A 17,956-nucleotide genomic window follows, 5' to 3' on the forward strand; every position below is an offset into this window, starting at 1 on the left:
CGGATTAATCGGTGTAATAGTGTCCGTATCGACCGTAATGGTAGTAGTAGCCGGAATTGCCATAGCCCACGCGGCCATAGCGCTTGAGATCCACCTGCTGCAAAACCACACCGGCCAGGCTGGTTCCCGCGCGGCGCAACTGCTCGATCGCGGCCCGTGCGACTTTGCGCGGAGTCTTGTCCCAGCGTATGACGAAAATGGTCTTGTCGACGACCCGGCCAATGATGCGTGCGTCGGCCACGGCCATCACCGGCGGTGTGTCGATCAGAACCAGATCGTAGCGCGACTTCAGCAATTCCACGATGCTCTGCATCCGGTGCGAGGAAAAAATGTCGGTGGCATTGGCGAATTTGGCCGTGCCGGGAGGCATGTAGTCGATCTGACCCTTTTCATCCCGGCGCACAAACTCGGACAGGTCCGCGTCGCCGGCAACCACCAGATCGGACAAGCCTTTGTGTTTTTCCCGCATGCCCAGTTTCTTGCCGATGCTGGAACGGCGCAGGTCACCATCGACCACGATGACTTTTTCACCGGATGCCGCCACCACTCGGGCGATCGACAGGGCCAGCGTGGTTTTGCCCTCCTCCGGCACCGAGGAAGTAATCTGCACCGCCTTGACCGGGTGGTCGGGATCGGACAATGCGAGTGAAAATTTCAGGGAATTGATCGCCTCCACCAGGGATGAATTCGGCTTGTCCAGAATTTGGTCGTGCGGGGCCACCTTGCCGGGCATTACCGGTATCAGCCCGATCACGTATTCGCCCACCACCTGCTGCACCTGCTCGGGGTTCATCAGGCCGGGGTTGAGAATCTGCAAAGCCAATACCAGACCGCAGGCGCCCATCAGACCCATCACCACGTAATTGCGCAGCAACGCATTGCGGTTGGGGTACGACGGGCCTCCGGGCGTTTCCGCCTTTGAGATAATCCGGGCATCCGCGGATTCGAGTCCCTGGGTGGAACTGGTCTCCTTGAAACGGTTGAGAAAGGTCTCATACAGCGTGCGATTCGCTGCGGCTTCGCGCTGCAGGGCCCTGAGCTGAATGGCTTCCTTGTTCTGTTCGCTGGACTCTCCCTGGGCCGCGCGCAGGCTGCTCTCGATGCTGGCCACCTTGGTGCGCGCGAAATCCGCTTCGTTTTCCAGGCCGATGGCGATCCGCCTGATCTCGGTCTGTACGCGGTCGCGAATTTCCTCGATTTCGGCCTGCACCTGCAGCATGCGCGGATGTTTCGGACCGTACTCGACCGCCAGTTCGGACTGTCGGCTGAGCGCCTGGGCCTCCTGCGCACGCAATTGCTGAATCAGGGTGGAGGAAATGACTTCGGATGCGGTTTCAATGCCCTGACCGCCCCCTTTGAGCAGACGCCGAAGCTGTGACAGACGAGCCTGTACTTCGGCGCGCTCCGCCCGTGCAATGATCAACTGGCTGTTCAGTTCCGAGAGCTGAGCGTCGAGAATGCTGCCGCCCGCCTGCGGAGACAGACCGTGCTCATCCCGATAGATTTCGACAGCCCGCTCGGATTCGACGACCTTCAGTTCCAGCTCCTGCAACTGGTCGGTCAGCCAGGAATTGGCCTTCTCTGTGGCTTCGAACTTGGCTTCGAGCTGATCGACGATATAGGCCTCGGGCAGGTCGTTCGCTACGCGGGCGGCGGTCTCGGGACTCAGGGACGAGAACGTGATGTTGATGACGTTGGTCCACTCGAGCTGCTGGACTTTGAGCTTGCGCAGAAAAATACTGACAGCCGTTGATAGCTGACGCTGCCGAAGGGCTTCCTCTTTTTCCTCGGCACTGGGCGTGACGGCCGGTGCCGCCACTTCGGTTTGAACTCCCACCGCTTCTTTGATCGTGGTTTTCCACCCGGTGGGAATCCAGGTTTTCGGATTCAGGAACCGCAGGAAATCGAAAAATCCTTTCTCGGGCTGGCGCAGCCAGGGGTTGAATTCGGGGTCATTGAGCAGGCCGAGACGTTCAATCACCTTTTCCGCGAGACCGCGCGAGCGCAGCACTTCGACCTCTCCAGCCGCGCCATCCGTCCGCACATTGCGCGTGAGTACCTGCTCGATATCCACGACCTGGGACTCGGGGACTCCGATAATCATGGTTGCGGTCGCCGAATAGACGTTCTTGATTTCATTGACCTGGATGTAACCGACAATGGCCACGAACACGGTGATCGCGATAATGAGCTTGCGGCGAAACCACAGAAGCTGAAGGTAATCGAACAGCGGGAACGGCTGAGCGGATTCTTCGTGGTCAGCGAATTCGCCAGACGGGCGGTCGGTGCCGATATCGTTCATTTCAGGGATTCTAGCGGGTTTGGAGACACCCGGTGTTTCAAAAAAGCCGTTCCGCGATCCGGACAATATCGCCCGGCCGGACCAGTTCTTCCACGCTCAACCGGATTTCCTCCTGGTCGGGGTCCTCCGCGCGAACCACATAGACGTATTCCTTTTTCGCGCGGTAGGTAAATCCGCCGGCCTTGGCAATGGCGGTGAGATAGGTCATGCCCGGCACATAGGGGAAGGCCCCGGTCCCCCGGACTTCGCCCACCAGGTAGTACAGGCGCGCGTTAAGCACCTGGATGAAGATGCGTGGGTTGACGAGATAGTCGGGCTTGTAGCGATTGACCAGGAGCGATTCCAGCTCGGCAGGCGTCAGGCCGGCCGCATCGACTGTGCCGATCAGCGGCATGGAAAACCGGCCGTCACTGTCGAGTTGAAACTCGCCGGACAGATCTTCGTGGTTGAACACACTGATCCTCAGCCGGTCGCCGGGGCTCAGCGCGTAACTGTCGTTACTCAGCCCGGATTGCAACAGCGGTTCAGCCTGCGGCTCCTGGGCGGCCGCCGCAAGGCTGCAAAGGGTGAGCAGCACGGCCAGCAAGCCGCGCCAGCAGGGAAATCTGATTCCCCGTATACGGCTGCCAACACGCGGCTCATGGCCACTGCTGTTGATGCGAGGCGTCATGTCAAACGAGGAAAACTGAACTCAGTACTCCAGGCCCAGAAGCAGCCATACGCGATTGACCGTGTAATCGTCGTTGGCGACGCTGCTGTCGAGACTTTCCCAAGTGTAGGAAGCATTGAGGTAAGCATGGCGGTTGATGAACCAGTTGGCGCCGAAGCCGGCGCGCCAGCTATCGTCCTGGGAGCGCGCCGTTTCCGGGGCATTCTCGATCGGCTGGTAATCATAGGTGCGATAGGAAACAAACGTATTGAGTTGCAGGTGCCGGCGCAGTTCGTGATCAGCACGCAGGGTATAAATCCGTTGCAGGTAACCGGAGCTGTCGCGGTTGGTCGTGTCTTCGATGCTGCTGGCCATGCTGGCATAAACCGTGGTGAGCTGGGTCGGTAGCCAGGTCAGCCCGGCGCCACCGGCAAAACCGTCGGCAGAGGGCAAACGGGGGTCATCGAAATCGCGGTTGTGATAGCTGGCGAAAATATTGCCATTCAGCTTGCCGGTAATGGACAACCGCAGACCGCCGTTCACGCTGTAACCATCACCGGCGCGCTCGTATCCGTTGCGGTCGAACTGCTGGTCGAAGTCGCGGCTGTAACCGGTGTAGGAAACATAGACCTGCTGGTCGGTGCGGAACTGATAACCCGCGCGCAACGAGTAGGTATTACTGTCCCGATCGCGATCCTGGTTGTCGATGATTTCGCCATTGGCATCGAGGACATTGTCGTAGTCGAATTGACTCCAGCCATAGGAAGCGCCGAGTGACAAGCGGTTAAACGTATGATCGTAGCCGAGGGTGAAGCCGGTGGAGTTGTAGCGGGTCGGTTCGATGCCCTGTTCCGAGCCGCGCGAATTGAGGTCTTCGTGCAGGTCGAGGTAATCCACGGAGTAGGTCAGGTAACTGCGCGTTTTGACGTCCACCCGGCCCGAAACTCCGAAAAAGTAATCCTCGTAGTCGCGCACACTGAAGTCGGCGTGGCGCGCGATATCGGCAGACAGGCTGACATTCAGCGAGTGCTGGCTCCAGGTGCTCTGGGCTGAAATGTAGGGGCGAACGTGAAAAATGGTGTCGCTGGATTTCTCCCCGTCTGAAAACAGCACGTTGTCCGTGTACTCGGCGCCAACCTGTACGCCCGGGTGCAGCATGAAGGCTCCGGCGCGGATGCCCAGCGGCTTGTAATCCTGCGGATGGGCGGCCACCGGGCGCGAACCCAGTCCCGGATCGTCGTAATACTGGGCCAACAGTGCGCCAGGCACAGTACAAGCCAGCAACCCAGTGGCCGCGATCTCTATTCGCCATGATCGAATCATTGATTTGCTCACGTGGGTCTCTCGCGGCATTGCTGCCGACACTGGAAATGAGCGACTGCCTTCATGGTCATTATAGCGGCAGGTTGCAAGACAGGTTCAAGCATGAACATATTGAAACACCTGCAGAATACGAGCACGTGAACCGCGTGTGAACGGTGTGCAAACAGGATTCAGGTAGTCCCCGGCACGGTTTCGGCCGAAAATTTGCCTTGAATCAGATCCTGCCACAAGCCCAGGCAATGGGCACGGGTGAAACGCTGCTCGAACAAACGACGCGCGTTTCGACCCTGTTCGGCCCGGCTGGCCGGCTCATCGGCCAGGGCTTCAATCGCTTGCACCAGCCCCGCGGCGTCACCGTGTGTGAATGCCAGTCCCGTCCCACTCTCCCGGATCAACCGGGCGACGGCACTGTCGGGTTCCCCCACAAAAGCCACCGGACGACCGGCTGCCCACACGCCATAGAGCTTGCTGGGCATGACCAGGTCCTCCATGCCCGCCTTCAGAGTCACCAGATGCAGATCCGCGGCGGCCAGACTGTGCCGCAGACGATCTCGCGGCTGAAGCGGAAAAAACATCGTGTTACGCAGCCCCTTCGACTCGACGAATGCTTTCAACCCTTGCTGTTCGGCACCGCCCCCCACAAACACGAAGGCAATGTCGTCCCGATGACTCAGAAGGTGCATGGCCTCGCGGATTTCGTCGAACGCGTGAACCCGGCCCAGATTGCCCGAGTACATGACGACAAAGCGGTCTCCGAGGCGCCATTCGCGCCGCACATCATTGGCTTCTCTGGGAACGGGTGAAATCGCCTGTTCGTCAGCCCAATTGGGAATCACCCGGACATTGCGGATGCCCCGGCCCTGCAGGTAGGTCGCCATACGCTCACTGATTACCACGTTGGTGACGGCGGCCCTCAGAGTGCGATCGCGCCATTTGCAAATCATCCGCGCCAGCCATGCCGGCCCACGATAAACGCCTGCCCGCTCGGCAATCTCGGGATAGATGTCCTGCAACCAGTTCACGACCTTGCCCCCCCGGATTCGAATCAAGGCCGTATTGATCAGTTGCAGAAGCGGCGGGTCGGTTTTCAGGACGACGACGTCTCCCGGCCGCACCCGCCGGACAAGAAACCAGGCGACCGCGGCATGAAAACTCAGGTAATCAATGGCCCGCAATGCGGTCTTCGATCGGCCGAACCGGCTGCTCCACAGACGGTTCACGGTGAGCCGGTCCTCCACGGTACAAACCGGCAAACGCGTTGACGAGTTGTCATATGAATGGCGGCTGGTTACCACCTGAATGTTAAAATTGTCGCGTAATCCGCCAACCAGATCGGTCAGAATCCGGCTGGTCGCCGATTCATCCGGATGAAAGAACCGGTTGACAAAGAAAATCCTCACCCCGGGGACGCTTCCGGCACAATCCCGGTCTTCTCACGCAAGCGGACCCGCGTCGCCGGAATTCCCGCGTTTATCGTCCACGCCTCCAGGTCGGCCGTCGCCACGCCGCCCAGGCACAACACGGCCCCCTCGCCGCAGGTCACGCCGGGTGCGACACGTGCCTGGGCGCCGATCCAGCACTGATCACCAATGATGATCGGCTGTGTCACCAGTGCGAATGACGTGTCATCCCAGCGATGGTTTCCGGTACACAGGTAGGCCCCCTGGGAAACACAGCAATGCGCTCCGATGGCAACGGATTCGAGGTTGTCGATCCACACGCTCTCCCCGATCCAGCTGTGATCGCCGATGTGCAATTTCCACGGAAACTTGACCCGAACGTACGGCTTGATGACGACACCACCGCCAACCCGTGCGCCGAACAGCCGCAACAAGGCAACCCGCCAACCCGAGCCCGGCAACCCGCTGTTGACCAGCGCCCCTTCGAACACCCGCCACATTGCCTCGACCAGCCAGGGCCTGCCGCGGTCGAATGCACGGTTGTCGAATCGATCTAGACGCATGATGATGTGGTGGGGCGTGGAATCACGAAGTAAGCACCGTGCGCAGGCGTGCAGCGAAATGGGGTGCGGTAAAACAGGATAGATATCGCTGGTAGGCCGCCTGACCGAGACGTTCGCGCCGCGGCTCGTCGCGCAGCAGGCCGGCGAGTTGTTCGGCCATGCCGGAGCGATCCTCGCGATCGACCAGCACACCGCTCTCGCCTTCCGCGAAGATTTCCGCCGCGGCTCCGCTACGCAGACCCACGCAGGGCAAACGCGCCATCATCGCCTCGAGAAACACGAGCCCGAACCCGTCCCCGTCGCTGGGAAGAACGAATACCGCGCATTGATCGTACAGCCAGCGGAGTTGCGGTTCGCTCACCCAGCCGGTGAAGAGGACCTGCCCGGCCACCCCCAGACTTCGGGCCTTGTGCTCCAGCCGGACTCGGTCATCGCCATCCCCAGCGACTATGAGGCGGGCATCGGGCACCTGCCGAAGAATCAGCGGCATGGCCTCGATGAGCTGGTCGTGCCCCTTGTGGCGCTGCTCGGCCGACAAACGCCCGACAATCAGCAGGGCGTGGCCCCCAAGCTGATCCGCCGAAAGCACGGCCGGCGCATCCCGAGGCGAACGCGGGTCCCGTTTGCCGGGCCAGCAAACGCGGATTTCCGGGAGTTCCTGATGACGTTCCATCACCCGGCGGGCCGTGTAGTGCGAGTTGGCAATCAATCTGCGAGCCCGCCGGGCCGCCCGCACATAATCGTCGCGCGCGCTGTCGAGCAGTTCCACACCGTGAATCAACAGCTGGTAGGGCCGGGCGCGATAAAACATCGAGGACAGGCGAGCCAGACCCGCATGGTCGAAAAGCCGCAGGTCCGCGCGCGGCAACGTGACGCCCGCGGCAAACCTCCACCGACTACCGGCGTACCAGCGAAATCTTTGACGGTTTTCATCGGTAAAAAGGTCATCCTCCGGGTCGGGGCCCGATCCCTCCAGCACGTGAATCCTGACTTCGAACAGGCCCTCATTCGCCATCGCAAGCAAGGTGCGCACAATCTCCCGGGACCATTCGGCGATGCCACCGGACCCTTTTTCCAGGCCCGCCGTGCCGAACACGCAAACCGGTGGTTGCTGGTCTGATTTCAGGGGCTACACGCCTCAGGCACGAAAAATGTGGTCACTGTCTCCCCTGGCCCGTCCCCGTGTATCCACCACCAGCGATGCTTCGGAGAAAATCCGTTCGTAATCGAACAGATCATGATCAACACCGATTACAACACAATCGTAGTCCCGCAGGCTCTCGGCGGTCAGTGGTTGCGACTCCAGATCGAATGAATAGCGGCGCATAGTGGGAAACCGGGGAAAATACGGATCGTGATATTCGACCGCCGCGCCGTGCTCGCGGAGCTGATGCATGATTTCCACGGATGGCGACTCACGAACGTCATCCACGTTTTTCTTGTAGGCGATGCCGAGCATCAAAACGGTGCTGCCCCGGATGGGTTTCGCCCGGGAATTCAGGGCCTCGCCGATCTTGCTCACCACCCAGCGGGGCATGTCGCTGTTGATTTCGCCGGCAAGCTCGATAAAGCGCGTATTGACACCGTATTCGCGAGCCTTCCAGGTCAGGTAGAACGGGTCAATCGGTATGCAGTGACCACCCAGACCGGGGCCCGGGTAATAAGGAACGAAACCGAACGGCTTGGAAGCCGCGGCCTCGATCACCTCGTAGATGTCGATACCCATCCGGTCGGCGACGATCTTCATTTCGTTCACCAGGCCGATGTTCACGGCCCGATGGATGTTCTCCAGCAACTTGGTCATTTCAGCCGCGCGGGTAGAACTGACGGGAACGACTTCATCGACAACACCGCGGTACAGCGCTTCCGCGACCTCCCGGCAGGCAGGGGTCGAGCCGCTGACGACCTTGGGAATGGTCGCGGTGGTAAAACTGGCGTTTCCCGGGTCTTCGCGTTCGGGCGAATACGCCAGGAAAACGTCCCGCCCCACCGAAAATCCGGCCTGTTGCAAGCGCGGTCGCAACACCTCCTCGGTCGTACCCGGCCAGGTCGTGCTTTCCAGCGAAACCATGTGTCCGGCGCGCAGGTGAGGCACGATCGATTCCATCGTGTTCACAATGAAACTCAAGTCGGGATCGCGGTGTTCATTGAGCGGCGTGGGCACACAGATGATTAACGCATCCGCTTCCTCCGCACGCGAAAAATCCGTGCCGGCCTCCAACCCGTTATCGAGAGCGCGTTGCACGCGCGCATCCGGAACGTGGCGGAAATAGGATTCCCCCCGTGCCAGCGCCCGGGGCTTGCCGGGATCGATGTCCAGGCCGAGCACGCGATACCCGGCTTCGCTGAACGCCAGCGCAAGCGGCAGGCCCACGTACCCCAGACCGATGACGCCCACCACGGCCGAACGATCTTCCAGCCGCCGGATCAGCGATTGGCGATTACTCATGGCGCGAATCCGTCATGTGCTCCCCTCCGTGGGTGCGCTTTACTTCGCGCCCCAGATCCTCGATTTCGGCGCGCAACTGCTCGTATTCCGCCATTTTTTTCCTCAGGAATTTCATCGTGATTTTGGCCTTTTCCTCCATGCCCTTCGGGGTCAACAGATAGGTGTAGGCCGCCTTGTTATTGCTGTTCTTGAAATTGTTCGCTTTCACCCACCCGCGATCGATCAACGCCCGCAGGCAGTAATTCGTCTTGCCCAGGCTCACACCCAGTTCCTGGGCGAGTTGCCGCTGCGTCACGTCAGGCCGGGCCTCGATGGTTCGCAGCACCTGCAGATGAATCTCCTGGCTGGGTCCCGTGCCGGGTCTAGACATTCACCTTGGCCTGTGTGCCTGCCGTGCGTTCGGACAGAATGGAGCGATACAGCCGGATCGACTGCCGCGCAATGGACTGCCACGAAAATTCCGCCTCGATGATCTGCCGGCCGCGGACGCCCCGGACACGGAGTGCATCGGCATCCATGCGGGTCGCTTCATCGAGCGCGTGCCCAAGGGCCACTTTGGCAGGTTCGATCCACCAGCCACAGTCGTGCTCGCGCAACAGCGCCCAAGGCGTGGCGGTGGTGGTCACGACCGGTGTTCCCGACTGCAACGCCTCGGCGATCGCCATACCGAAATTTTCCGTCTTCGAGGGCGCTAGGAACAGCTCACACCGGTCCAGCAAGGCCCATTTGCGTTCGTCGTCCACCGCGCCGAGCAACGCGACATCGTCGCCGATGCCGTAGCGTTCGATAAGCCGCTCGAGCCGTCTGCGGTAACCCCCCTCGTCCGGTCCGGCGATGGCCAGCTTCCAACCGGCTGGGCGCAGTGAATGCCAAGCCTCAATCAGCTCGGCGTAACCCTTGACCGGATGCAGGCGACCCAGCGCCAGGGCCCAGCGGGTATCCTGGCCAGCGGGCAGTTCGGCACCCGCCACACGATCGCCCGGGCGCGGATGACAGCCGTTTGGAATGACTTCCGTGCGCGCCTCGGGCAGCAACCTCCGAATATCCGCGGCTTCGAGAGGGCTTGTAGCGATCAACGCGTCGGCCTGCTGCAAATCCCTTCTCTGGTAGACGGACCAGGCCAGTTTCTTTTTCCACGCTTTGTGGCCAAGCGCCCAGCCGGCGAGCATACCCCGGGTGGAAACGACGTACGGTACGGCGGCGGATCGGGCCCAGGCGGCCGCCTGGTGCAGCACCGGGCTCCACAGGCCATGCAGGTGACAAATCATCACTCCCTCAGCCGAGGCTGAAACCTCCCGCAGAACCCCGGAAAGCGCCCCTGTTGCGGCACGAAACGCGCCGCTGAGAACGTGGTAATCCACCCGCTCCCCGAGGGCAGGAACCACCGGATTGCCGCGGTCCAGATAGATCGCGGCAACCTGTGTTCCATCCTCGCGGCTCTGCGCCTCCGCCAGCGCGGGTACCGATCGCGACGGCCCGCCACTGGAACGATCCAGGTCGCGAACCACATGGACGATGTGCACAGTCAATCAGATGTTGAGTTTGAGGAAATACTTGTTGGCCCAGACAAACAGGTAGACCAGGACGATGCTCTTGACCAGGAAATTCAGCTGCACCAGCAACTCGGTTTCCGCCTTGACGAAGTGCAGCAGAATCAGCGGAAACCAGAGCCAGATGGTTGGATAGGTTCTGGCCAATTTGAAGAAGCGGTTGATCACGAAGGAGGAGACCAGACCGAATATCAGCATGAACAGCCAGGCACCGGCCACCCCGTAATTGATGTAAGCCTCGCCCAGAAGACTGATGCCCATGGACGTGCTGCTCTGCAGGTAGAAGTTCGTGTACTTCTCGTAATTCTTTTTGCCACCCGCGATGGGTTTGTCCGGAAACAGCAACCGCGGAAGCAGGCTGGCCTTGACGGCGGTAGCCACCGTTTCGCCTTCGGCATGCGGTATACGGTCCGGCACATTCTGCATGATCCGGCTGATGATCCATCCCTGGTTGATGCGCACGACGAGGCGCTCGAGGTTGTTGCTCTCCGAGAGCGGATCGGTGTCCAGACGCTCCTCAACCGAACTGACGAACTTGCTGACAAAGTCGGAACGCCCTCCTTCCTGGAGCTTTTCGCGGTACAGATCCTTGCTGGCCTGCAACACGAAGATAAATGCAAATCCGAGGCAGGCAATGAGCAGTTTGTGCCCGAATTTCGGGCGAAAAATGAAGGCCGCATACATGCCGATGAATGCCGACCAGAGCAGCAGATCGTGGAACATCGCGCCTTTGAGCGAGCTCAGGAAAGTGAGCCCGAAGGCCGCAATCAGGATACCGCCCTTGTACTGCAGTCGATCGGAAAAGATCAGGTACACCAGGCCGATGTACTTGACGTTCGAAAGCACATAGGCCGGAAAAGCCAGCGCCGGCGGAAACCGGTCCACCAGCACGGAAAATACAATACCGACCCCGATCAGGTAGAACGGCAGATAGGCCGCCCGCTTTACGATCTGGTGGGTGGTCGCGATGTAGTGACTGACGAGTGCGAACCTGTTTTCTCTGCGGAAGGCATAAAGACCGATTGACAACAAAAGAACGCCAGGTACGGCCAGTGTCATGTACTGCTCGACCGGAACGTACATTCGGTATTTGTAGTGGTCTGAAAACCCCGAATATGCCAGTGCCGGCCCGACGATCCACTGCAATGACGCCATGACCAGGATGAAGCTTTCTATGGGAAGGTCTCGCCCGGCCTCTTGCAACAGGCGTACGAAATAGTAAACGAATGCACCTATGCCCACGGCTGCAAGCCAGTGGGAACTCATGCCGAATGACAAGGCCGCACCGATGATGGCCGCAGCATAAGGCAATGCCGCGTCCGAATTTGGCAGCCGGGACAACGAAATCGCCCGACCGTTAATGGACTGATTCAAATTCGTGCTCGCCGTTCATTCACGCCCATGGCTGCGAGGAGGGGGTCGAACGCCTGCTCCGCCGTAAAATCACGAGCCCTGGAAGGGGCCCTGCCCAGGGGTTGCAGATCTGAAGAATCAAAATGAACCAGATTGCTGAAATCGAGTTCCCGCAGCGGCAGTGAGTGCTCACCTTGAAATTTCTTGATGCTCGTCATCTCGGTTGGGTACCAGACTTCCAGGCCGCAGCACAAATACTCGTAAACCTTGTTGGGGATATTGAAAACAAAATTCGTCGTGTTGCCCTTGTACAGCACCAATCCTATGTCGAACTCGGTCAGGATGGAGGGCAGCTCTTCATATGCACAGCCGTCGGGTTCGTATGTCACGTTGGAAAACCGTTGCTGGTCCAGCCACTCGAATACATCTGCCTTCACGTTGTAACCACAAATGTGCAGTTGTATATCCTTGGGATATCTGGACGCCCAACGGGTGATCTCCTGGATGTAGGTATCTTCAAACGACGCGGATCCCACATAGATCAAGCGTACCGGCTGACCCCAACCGGCAGCATTCACATCTCGTTTCGTGCACCACTCCGCCGGCGGGTAATTTGGAAGCACCCGCCAGGCAGTGTCTGAAATCGCGGGATTGTCACGCATGGCAAGGCGCAGGCGATCCTCGTTGGTTTGTGAAATCCATTCCGCACGAGGAAACAGAAATTGTCGTTCCTTGAGGTTCCCGATCCGTGGAAGCTGCATCCCCGGTCGCAGAAAATCCCTCTGCTCATAAAATTCATGATGATGGACGTACAGTCGGGCCTTTCCACTGAAGAACCTTAAAAACAGCCATGCGGCGATCGCCGAATGCGGCTCGACGTACACGATCGAATCGGGCTGAAACCTCCGCAAACTGAATGCGGTCTTGACGTGCCACTTGATGGTTGTCAGCAAACGCAATACCCGAAGCGCCCCGGGATTTGGCGCATCACCACGGTCGATGGTTACCGATTTATTGCAATAGGGTTTCCTTCCTCTGAGATTGCAGGTTGTATAAACCCGGACGTCAACCGATTTTTCCGCAGCCAATGTATCCAGGAAAGTGCAGGCAGGCGGATAGTATTCGAGGGGCAGGATATGCAGGTACGCAACCTTCAACACGGCAGGCCCACGCGTTCAAGCACACGCCGAAGCACAGACTCGCAATCCCGCCCGTCGGCCAGCACACGCCGACGTCCGTTACGCGCCAATTCTTCCATTCGCGCCGGATCGGCCATCAATGCTCTGATTCGCCGAACCAGGTCTTGGAAAGAGTTGAAGAACACTGCTTCCCGCCCGGTGAAGAATTGACGGGTATCAGCGGTCTTTTCGGTCGCCAACACCGTGCCACAGGCGGGAATTTCAAAAGTCCGCGTGGTGTGCAATTCCGGAAAACGTCTGGACAGCAGACCCAGCCCGACACTCGCTGCGGAATAGTGAGCCGCATAGTCATCGCCAAAGATTCGCTCCCCCAGAAATTCCAGTCGCCCGTTACCCTTGTGCCGTTTCCGGAACCGCTTCCAGCCCTGCCCCCCAAGACGGACGGTAATCCCGGCTGACAACAGAGATTCGATGCAGCGCCGCCGGTAAGCTTCACTCAGACCGATGAAGGTAACGACGGGTTCCTTGCGGGCGCCGACTGCGCTGGGCATATGCACACGGGAATCATAGGCCTGGGTGGTGAGCAACACGCGGTCGCGCGGCACCAGAGTCTCGTAATGCTCGAGCTCAAAAGCTTTCGTGGTCACCAGCAAGTCGAAGAGTTCAGCCGACGCTCTGAAATGACGCGAGCGGTTGGCATGAAACGCGGTGTCCGGCGTGTAGTGCACCAGGCGCCCGGCCCGCTGGCGCAGGGAAACGACCGTGCGCGGCCACAGATACACGCCCTTGTCGATCCACACGAGGTCGTATCGATGACTTCTGGACTTTGCCTCGACGCGCGCATTGATGTCGCGAACCAGCGCGCCGGCCTTGCTGCGAAACGAGAAGGTTCGCGACAACCTGCCGGCGCGACGAAAACCCGCATCGGTATCGACGGTCTCCCAGACCGCTTCTGGCGTAAGGCGTCGTAGCGTGGCTGCTCGCTGCGCTGATGTAGTCCCTGGAGTAAGAATGCCAATATAGAGCGCTTTCAGTGCAGATGCTCCCGGATCATCGATGCCATTCGCGCTCCGATGACATCCCATTCGAAATGCGTTCGGGCGAAGTCGAATGCGGCGCGGCGCATCTTGCGATACCGGTCGGGCGACTCGATCAGCTGGCTGACCGCGGCTTCCAACTCATGCGACCGGGGAGGAAAATCCACCAGCACCCCCGTTTCGCCATCGATGACCAGCTCCGGAATCGCGAAGTGCCGAACGGAAATGCAAGGGCACCCGAAGTAGGCCGCCTCGGTGAGCACCAGCGGATTGGTATCCTCCCGCGTCGGATGGAGCAGCACGAATGCGCGTGCCAGCAGATCGCGAAAGCGCTCCAGGTCGCTGGCCTTACCCGGGTCCAGCACACCTTCCCAGGTAATGCCATCGACGTGCTCCCAATCACCCGTCGGCCGGCCGCCCACGATATGCCAGCGCAGATTCGGATAGCGCTGTTTCAACTTCACGTATGCCGAAAGGATGAGGTCCCCACCCTTCTGCTCAAAGTTGAGCGCCACCGAAACCAACACGAATTCGCCTTCCGGCCAGGTATCCTCTGAAGGTGGAGTCACCAGGCCGCCGCGGCCGATGACATGACAATTTTCCGGTCCCAGCGAATAGGCGGATAGCGCCCGCTGCATTCCCCATTCCGACTCGAAAAACACGGCCTCAGCCTTGTCAAGAAACTGCCGCTCGGCCGCATAAATCCGCTCGAGATCCGAGGCCAGAAAGTCGTCGGCGGCGAAAGTGTTTTCGAAAAAGGTATGGAAAACGATATCGAGGTAGACAAAATAAGGAACCGGCGGCGTGGCGTGACACCAGCGGGCGGCGGAGCGGAAACAGACGGCGTCAATATCACTCGAGTAATACTGCGCTGCCCGCGCGGCGTTGCTGTCGAGTGTCGCGGGCGAGAAATAAAAGAACCGTGAGGCCCGCCTGAGTCCGTAGCGTTGAATTCGGGAGAGCAGGCGTTGCCAAAACGATATTTTCGGAACGATGGGTTCCGGCGAGCACAGATCGAAATGCTTTTTCAACTGATCCTGGATGTGCGCATTCACGGCATACGATCCGCCGCCGCCGGGCTTGTACTCCAGGTCCGTGATGTAGAGCAGGCGTGTCACGCTGGACTAGAGGCGGAGAACCGTCGTCAACCCGGCGCATCCCGGAAGCCTGCGACTGCTTGGCGCAGAGCCAGTGAGCGCGCGAATCCGACGACAGCGGCGACCCACCGAAAAGCGTAGCCACCGACGCAATTGACGGGCTTTCCCAGGGCTTTCATGCGGCTCAAAGCCGATGCGGCCAGATCCGGTGCGGACTGCGAAAACTCGTACGCAAACTGCGCATACTGGGTAGCCAGAGCGGCTCGCACACGCGAACTGTCTTCAGCCGCAAGCAGTTGCGTGTCGCGCGCCTGGCACACCTTGAATGCGGACTCGATCGCAGCCCGGTCGCGCTGGCGACTCAAGCTGCCCGGTACTGTCCGGTAATAAACCCGGGCATCCGGCACGAACACCAGGCGTTCGGCCTGTAACAGCATGCGAGTGAAGTATTCCCCGTCGTCATGCAAAGACAGATCTTCGTTCCAAAAACCGGCGGCCTCGACCAACTGGCGGTGAACCAGCCACCCGCCGGTCTGCATCATTCCTCCGCCGGTGAGGGAACAGACGATCCAGTCGAGCGGGTCTGCGATGGGCCAGACGGCTTCGGCGTGAACACAGGCCTCGGCAAGGTCATGATTGAATCGAACCCACGGGCACGAAGCGATGGCAAGGGCCGTTCCCCAATCCTGAAGAGCCTTTAGCTGCAGTTCGAGTTTGTTTCTCCCCAGAATGTCGTCAGCATCCAGAAATTGGATAAAGTCACCCCGGGCAGCCCGCATTCCAACATTCCGGGCCGCGGCTGCGCCAGGCCGTTCGCATGAAATGACCCGGACCCGCTCGTCTTCATGTTTGTGAACCACGCAGGCCGTCGCGTCCGTCGACGCGTTGTCTACGACGAGGAGCTCGAAGTGAGTCCATGACTGCCGTATCACAGAGTCGATCGTCTCTGCGATATACCGCTCGGCGTTTCGAGCGGGGACAATGACGGAAACCAGCGGTTTTTGGCAATCCTTACTGATGAGGCAACAATCCCTTCACGAGATCAACGACCGCGAGATCTGATTGATTTTAGATGCCTAGCGCAGTTCACTTTTTGCTTTGCGATACGTGCACTCGATGACATCAGACATAAAGGACTCCGATGCCGGCCCAACCCTGGCTCGGATCCGCGATGATTTCCCTGTGTCGATAATGGCTTTTGAGTTCGAGCCAGAGGCGATTCGCCTGACATCCACCGCAGGGGCCATCGTGCACTAAGACTCTGCGGGACCTCACCGGTATCTCCGCAGGCCAGCCAACAGATCGCGCCATGAAAGGTCCGCTCCCCGAAACACGCGGATGGCCTCGCCGGGCGCCCGGTTCCTGGCCGCGTGCGACATCAGACGTCGGGATACGTGCTGGCGTCTTCGAGCCAGCGCCGTATCCCGTTCGTCTTTCTCGAGGGGGCAGTCCAAGCCAAGCAAAGTCTCACGGTCCAGTTCGTATCCCTTCTGCAGATACTGCAACACCGCCCCGGAGCGTTCGAACTCCTGCCCGGAATGCCGTCTCCACCACACCAGACCGGGGGGCAGTAGGACCACCGGGGCGCAAGCTGCCAGGCGGTACCACAATTCCATGTCCGCAAGCAGGTCCCACTCGGCGCAGAAGCCCGCTGCCGCTTCAAATGCATCTCGCCGGATAATCGCACCGGTCGGCCCGCAACTCAGGCAACCACGTCCCAGGAACTGCTTGCGGTAAGCCTCATGCGGCTGCAGATAACATGGATACGGGGTTTCCTCTTCAGGCATCGAGTGGGCCAAGCCCAGCACCGCGTCCGGATTCGCCTCCATCGCCGCCACCATGACGGACAAGCCGTGCGGATAGATCAGATCGTCCGAGTCGACGTATTTGAGGTAGCGGCCTTTCGCCAGTGACGCTGCTTTATTGCGGTTGGGATAATCCCCAAGGTTTCGCTCGTTGCGATGAACGCGAATCCGCTTATCGCCTTCAGCGAACGCGCTGACAATCGCCTGGGAACCATCGCTCGAGCAATCGTCGACGACGATTACTTCAAAATTGCAATAGTCGGATCTCAGAACACTGGACAGCGTCTCGCCTACGCTCGATTCTCTGTTGTACACAGTGACAAGAATGGATACCAGCGGGGCTTCTCTAGCCAAGACTCAATTTTCGAGCTGAGCAAACAGCGTCTGCATGTCGGCGTATCGCTGCGACTTGGCAAACTCCGGAAACCGATCGATCACACCGTCTGAGGACTCGAATCGTCTCAGCAATTTTTCGAAACGGGTTCTGAACCTTTCACCGGCCGGCAGTTCCAGCAACTTCAAGTTGAAATACATGACACTCAACGGCCAGTAGTCCCAATGTTCCAGATTCGATTCAGCGCCACAAAGGTAACTGGTGCCCCCAATGTGAAAAATCTGCTCGCCGGCCCCTTGAATCTCACGGAACCGATAGCCTTCACCCAGCGCAAGCACCCCAAAGGCCTGCTGAGTGTCGAAGCCGTTTTGAAGTCCTCCGGGTACTGTCCCCCGGAGTAACCGGGGTCCGTGATCTTGTGCAACGCTTGGGCATTCAGTTTCGACATGCCATCAGCGTGAATTCGATATCTGTTCCGGATGGTGTGAAACACTCGCGGATTCAGCATCAGGAAGCTGGTGTCCGGCAGAACGTGTCCGTGACCCGTGGTTGATTTGGTGAAGGGCCCGGAAGCCATGTCCGTTGTCACATTCAGACGCACCTTGCTCCAGAATTCCGGATCGGTGACAAAGCAGTCCGGGTCCTGGATGCAAAATGGTTTCTCATTTACCGCAAGCAGGTTGTTCAGGACTTCGCCATGGGACAGCACAGACCGTTGATTCCCCGTCAGCGAGACCTGCGACGAAACGGCCGGACATTTCGGATGCAGTAAACGAATCCATTGCTCATCCGTACCCGATACGGAGTTGAGAACGATAATGGGTTCAAAGCCTTTCGCATCTGTTGGAATGCAGTACGGCGCGAAATCCACTATATCGGGCGTAAATTATGAAGAATATCGGAGTCTTGTTACGCACTTGGTGTGATCCAATACTCCGGCGGAGACGGCGCCGGT

General features: G+C 59.3%; 16 protein-coding genes and 1 pseudogene. All 17 read right to left on the minus strand.

The annotated features are described in order from the left end of the window. Positions 1-4 precede the first annotated feature (4 nt). Positions 5-2,302 (minus strand): GumC family protein, encoded by a 2,298-nt coding sequence (locus V3330_RS04510; protein WP_354694194.1) that lies wholly within the window; start codon positions 2,300-2,302, stop codon positions 5-7. A gap of 37 nt (positions 2,303-2,339) precedes the next feature. Continuing rightward, entirely contained in the window at positions 2,340-2,972 is a 633-nt protein-coding gene (locus tag V3330_RS04515) for a polysaccharide biosynthesis/export family protein (RefSeq protein WP_354694195.1), read from the minus strand. Between the two features lie 21 nt (positions 2,973-2,993). Continuing rightward, positions 2,994-4,220, minus strand: a complete 1,227-nt coding sequence (locus V3330_RS04520) for an outer membrane beta-barrel protein (RefSeq protein WP_354694196.1) — start codon at positions 4,218-4,220, stop codon at positions 2,994-2,996. A 224-nt stretch (positions 4,221-4,444) separates the two neighbouring features. After that, positions 4,445-5,674, minus strand: coding sequence for a glycosyltransferase family 4 protein (locus V3330_RS04525; RefSeq protein WP_354694197.1), 1,230 nt, complete (start codon positions 5,672-5,674; stop codon positions 4,445-4,447). Then, a complete protein-coding gene (locus V3330_RS04530; protein WP_354694198.1) occupies positions 5,671-6,237 on the minus strand; it encodes a WcaF family extracellular polysaccharide biosynthesis acetyltransferase in 567 nt (188 codons plus the stop codon). The genes V3330_RS04525 and V3330_RS04530 overlap by 4 nt, the downstream gene beginning before the upstream one ends. Before the next feature lie 22 nt (positions 6,238-6,259). Then, positions 6,260-7,333, minus strand: coding sequence for a glycosyltransferase family 4 protein (locus V3330_RS04535; RefSeq protein WP_354694199.1), 1,074 nt, complete (start codon positions 7,331-7,333; stop codon positions 6,260-6,262). Between the two features lie 42 nt (positions 7,334-7,375). Further along, positions 7,376-8,686 (minus strand): nucleotide sugar dehydrogenase, encoded by a 1,311-nt coding sequence (locus V3330_RS04540; RefSeq protein ID WP_354694200.1) that lies wholly within the window; start codon positions 8,684-8,686, stop codon positions 7,376-7,378. Then, the gene (locus tag V3330_RS04545; protein WP_354694201.1) at positions 8,679-9,056 is read right to left on the minus strand and encodes a MarR family EPS-associated transcriptional regulator; all 378 of its coding nucleotides are present in this window, start codon (positions 9,054-9,056) and stop codon (positions 8,679-8,681) included. The genes V3330_RS04540 and V3330_RS04545 overlap by 8 nt, the downstream gene beginning before the upstream one ends. Continuing rightward, a complete protein-coding gene (locus V3330_RS04550) occupies positions 9,049-10,209 on the minus strand; it encodes a glycosyltransferase (protein WP_354694202.1) in 1,161 nt (386 codons plus the stop codon). The genes V3330_RS04545 and V3330_RS04550 overlap by 8 nt, the downstream gene beginning before the upstream one ends. 6 nt (positions 10,210-10,215) lie before the next feature. Further along, the gene (locus V3330_RS04555) at positions 10,216-11,610 is read right to left on the minus strand and encodes a hypothetical protein (RefSeq protein ID WP_354694203.1); all 1,395 of its coding nucleotides are present in this window, start codon (positions 11,608-11,610) and stop codon (positions 10,216-10,218) included. After that, positions 11,607-12,746 carry a glycosyltransferase family protein gene (locus V3330_RS04560; protein ID WP_354694204.1) on the minus strand — a complete coding sequence of 380 codons (1,140 nt, stop codon included), beginning with the start codon at positions 12,744-12,746 and terminating at the stop codon, positions 11,607-11,609. The genes V3330_RS04555 and V3330_RS04560 overlap by 4 nt, the downstream gene beginning before the upstream one ends. Next, the gene (locus V3330_RS04565) at positions 12,743-13,627 is read right to left on the minus strand and encodes a CgeB family protein (protein ID WP_354694205.1); all 885 of its coding nucleotides are present in this window, start codon (positions 13,625-13,627) and stop codon (positions 12,743-12,745) included. Before V3330_RS04565 ends, V3330_RS04560 begins: the two co-directional genes overlap by 4 nt. Before the next feature lie 131 nt (positions 13,628-13,758). Continuing rightward, positions 13,759-14,883 (minus strand): glycosyltransferase family 4 protein, encoded by a 1,125-nt coding sequence (locus V3330_RS04570; protein ID WP_354694206.1) that lies wholly within the window; start codon positions 14,881-14,883, stop codon positions 13,759-13,761. 26 nt (positions 14,884-14,909) lie between these two features. Continuing rightward, positions 14,910-15,881 (minus strand): glycosyltransferase family 2 protein, encoded by a 972-nt coding sequence (locus V3330_RS04575; RefSeq protein WP_354694257.1) that lies wholly within the window; start codon positions 15,879-15,881, stop codon positions 14,910-14,912. 252 nt (positions 15,882-16,133) lie between these two features. Next, positions 16,134-17,021 (minus strand): glycosyltransferase family 2 protein, encoded by an 888-nt coding sequence (locus V3330_RS04580; RefSeq protein WP_354694207.1) that lies wholly within the window; start codon positions 17,019-17,021, stop codon positions 16,134-16,136. A 3-nt stretch (positions 17,022-17,024) separates the two neighbouring features. Then, the gene (locus tag V3330_RS04585; RefSeq protein ID WP_354694208.1) at positions 17,025-17,339 is read right to left on the minus strand and encodes a hypothetical protein; all 315 of its coding nucleotides are present in this window, start codon (positions 17,337-17,339) and stop codon (positions 17,025-17,027) included. 164 nt (positions 17,340-17,503) lie between these two features. Then, positions 17,504-17,872: pseudogene (locus V3330_RS19625) on the minus strand (hypothetical protein); the annotation flags it as partial. Positions 17,873-17,956 lie beyond the last annotated feature (84 nt).

The organism is Elongatibacter sediminis (assembly GCF_037892215.1).
GTDB lineage: Bacteria > Pseudomonadota > Gammaproteobacteria > Xanthomonadales > SZUA-36 > Elongatibacter > Elongatibacter sediminis.

Coding starts and splice junctions, on each gene's coding strand:
- V3330_RS04545 (WP_354694201.1), bottom strand. CDS start 9,056: ATGTCTAGACCCGGCACGGGACCCAGCCAGGAGATTCATCTGCAGGTG.
- V3330_RS04530 (WP_354694198.1), bottom strand. CDS start 6,237: ATGCGTCTAGATCGATTCGACAACCGTGCATTCGACCGCGGCAGGCCC.
- V3330_RS04540 (WP_354694200.1), bottom strand. CDS start 8,686: ATGAGTAATCGCCAATCGCTGATCCGGCGGCTGGAAGATCGTTCGGCC.
- V3330_RS04510 (WP_354694194.1), bottom strand. CDS start 2,302: ATGAACGATATCGGCACCGACCGCCCGTCTGGCGAATTCGCTGACCAC.
- V3330_RS04515 (WP_354694195.1), bottom strand. CDS start 2,972: ATGACGCCTCGCATCAACAGCAGTGGCCATGAGCCGCGTGTTGGCAGC.